Here is a 1,935-nt window from a genome sequence, read left to right as displayed (position 1 = left end):
TTTTCAATCCCAAGTCTTTTGACTCGGACGACCAATGATATTACCCAGGTACAGATGCTCTTTACCATGGGCTTGCAAGTGGTTACTCGTGGGCCAATTATGGCTATCTGGGCCATTGGAAAAATCCTTGGGAAATCGGAATACTGGCTCTGGGCAGTCGTTGTGGCTGTTATTGTCAACGTCTTGATGACCACCGTTCTCATGACTCTGGCCTTTCCAAAACAATCGGTCATCCAAAAATTGACAGATAAACTCAATAGTATCACTCGTGAAAGTTTGACGGGGATTCGAGTTGTTCGTGCATACAATGCGGAAGATTACCAAGATAAGAAATTTGAAGCAGCCAACGATGAGGTAACACGTCTTAATCTCTTTGTCAATCGATTGATGGCGATTATGAACCCGATCATGATGGCGATTTCCAGTGGATTGAGTTTAGCCATTTACTGGATTGGTGCCTATATCATCAACGATGCAAGTTTGACAGAACGTCTGCCACTCTTTAGTGATATGGTAGTCTTCATGTCCTATGCTATGCAGGTCGTGATGGGCTTCCTTCTCATGGGAGCACTCTTTATCGTTCTTCCTCGGACCTTGGTTTCTGCAGGACGTATCAACCAAGTTTTGGATTTGCATCCTTCTATTAAGAATCCGAGTCAAGCACAGGCTGCAGATTCTTCAGTTCAAGGACAAGTGGAATTCCGTGATGTAACCTTCCGATACTCTCAAAACTCAGAAGCAGTTGTGGAACATGTTACTTTTAAAGCCGAAGCAGGTCAAACAGTTGCCTTTATCGGATCAACTGGATCTGGGAAATCTACTCTAGTCAACCTAATACCTCGTTTTTATGATGTCTCATCTGGTCAAATCCTAGTAGATGGTGTCGATGTGCAAGATTACAACTTGGAAGACTTGCGTAATAAGGTCGGCTATATCCCACAAAAAGCTGTGCTCTTTTCTGGAGATGTTAAGGGTAATCTCGACTTTGGTAAGAGTAAAGAAAGTCCTCTCAGCGAACCTGCTATGTGGCAAGCTTTGGAATTGGCTCAATCTAAGAACTTTATCGAGGATAAGGAAGCAGGTCTGTCCTCTGAAGTAGCCCAAGGTGGGACCAACTTCTCAGGAGGTCAAAGACAACGCTTGGCTATTGCCCGGGCCTTGGCTCGTAAGCCAGAGATTCTTATCTTTGATGACTCTTTCTCAGCCTTGGACTACAAGACAGACCGGATCTTGCGCCAAGAATTAGCTGAAAAAACACAATCCTTGACTAAGTTAATCGTTGCTCAACGCATCTCAACCATCATGGATGCCGACCTGATCTTGGTTTTGGATCAAGGTAAAGTCGTGGGACAAGGCACCCACAAAGAACTTCTAGCTACTAACGAAGTCTACCAAGAAATTGCCTACTCACAACTATCGAAGGAGGAATTGGAAGATGGAAAATAAAAAAGTTTCGGTCTGGAAACAGTGCAAACCTTATATGGCAGGCCTCCAACTCCCTCTCCTAATAGCAGTTGTGGCTGCAGTCATTTCAAGTATCATTACCGTTTATGGTCCAACTAAGATTAAAGAAATTACTAACTTGATTTCAGATGGCTTGGCTACAGAAATCGACTTGGTAGCTGTGTCAAACATTGCTGGATTTTTGGTTGTTCTGTATGTATTTGGAGCTATCCTTAATTATACACAGGCCTATATCTTTTCAACGAGCATTCAGCATTTTTCAAAACGCTTGCGGACGGCTATCGCTGAAAAGATTAATCGTTTGCCACTTGGCTATTTTGACCGTCATTCACAAGGAGATACCCTTTCGCGCGTGACCAATGATGTGGATACAGCAGCGCAATCTCTCAACCAAAGTTTAGGGACAGTTCTTTCAGCTAGTTTCTTGTTGATTGCTGTCTTGGTGACCATGTTTGGGATGAACTGGATTTT

2 protein-coding genes are annotated in these 1,935 nt (G+C 43.4%); both read left to right on the top strand.

All coding sequences use genetic code 11. The annotated features are described in order from the left end of the window. Positions 1-1,446, top strand: a 1,446-nt coding sequence (locus GMD6S_RS08900; protein WP_000408933.1) for an ABC transporter ATP-binding protein, incomplete at its 5' end; no start/stop codon positions are given. After that, the coding region (locus GMD6S_RS08895; RefSeq protein ID WP_000428382.1) for an ABC transporter transmembrane domain-containing protein at positions 1,436-1,935 on the top strand (500 nt) is incomplete at its 3' end. The genes GMD6S_RS08900 and GMD6S_RS08895, both read left to right, overlap by 11 nt.

It is taken from the genome of Streptococcus sp. GMD6S (assembly GCF_000297015.1).
Note: the sequence above shows the minus strand (reverse complement) of the source record. Positions and strands in the feature narration are given on the sequence as shown.